This window comes from Streptomyces sp. NBRC 110611 (genome assembly GCF_001590865.1).
Classification (GTDB): Bacteria; Actinomycetota; Actinomycetes; order Streptomycetales; family Streptomycetaceae; genus Streptomyces.
Genome location: NZ_BBUY01000083.1, coordinates 1 through 1,091, shown reverse-complemented (window position 1 = coordinate 1,091; position 1,091 = coordinate 1). Strand labels below are relative to the sequence as shown.

1 protein-coding gene is annotated in these 1,091 nt (G+C 68.2%); it reads left to right on the top strand.

The genetic code is table 11. From position 1 onward, the window contains the following. On the top strand, positions 1–1,091 hold a 1,091-nt coding region (locus AZE13_RS33445), incomplete at both ends, for an amino acid adenylation domain-containing protein (protein WP_147264836.1).

Genomic DNA, 1,091 nt, shown 5'->3' with positions numbered 1-1,091 from the left:
CACCGGCGACAACCTGGCGTATGTCATCTACACGTCGGGTTCGACCGGTCGTCCCAAGGGTGTGGCGATTGAGCACCACACGGTGCTCAACCTGCTGGCCAACTGCCGTCCTGTGTACGGTTTCGGGCCGGAGGATGTGTGGACGGTGTTCCACTCCTACGCCTTCGACTTCTCCGTGTGGGAGATGTGGGGTGCGTTGACCACGGGCGGTCGGGTCGTCGTCGTCCCGCACGATGTGGCCCGTAACCCCGAGGCGATGTGGGAGCTGCTGCGCGACGAGCGGGTCACCGTGCTCAACCAGACGCCGTCGATGTTCCGCGAGCTGGTGGAGACCGCCGCGGGTGGCGAGGTCCCGGCGCTGCCGGACCTGCGGTGGGTGATCTTCGGTGGTGAGGCGTTGGAGCCCAAGCACCTGCGCACCTGGTACCACCAGTACGACTCCGGTGACACCCGTCTGATCAACATGTACGGGATCACCGAGACCACGGTGCATGTGACGTTCCAGGAGGTCACGGCCGGGCATGTGGCCTCGGGCCGGGTGCCTGCGGGCCGTCCGCTGCCCAGCTACCGGGTGTATCTGCTGGACGAGCGGGGCGAGCCGGTGCCGGTCGGCGTCCCCGGCGAGATGTATGTCGCCGGGGGTGGGCTGGCGCGTGGGTATCTGCACCGTCCGGAGCTGACCGAGGAGCGTTTCCCGGCGAATCCGTTCGGCGGTCCGGGTGAGCGGATGTACCGCTCGGGCGATGTGGCCCGCTGGCGGGCGGATGGCACGCTGGAGTACCTGGGGCGTGCCGACGATCAGGTCAAGATCCGTGGTTTCCGGATCGAGCTGGGTGAGATCGAGTCGGCGCTGACCGCTCATGGGCAGGTCAGTGAGGCGGTGGTGGTGGCTCACCAGGGTGCCGACGGGCACCGCCGGCTGGTCGCGTACCTGGTGTCGTCGCAGGATCTGGCGACCGGTGAGCTGCGCTCGTATCTGGGGGAGACGCTGCCGGACTACATGATCCCGGCGGTCTTCGTTCCGCTCGACGCGCTGCCGCTGACCCCGAGCGGCAAGGTGGACCGCCGCTCCCTGCCCGAACCCGAAGTCC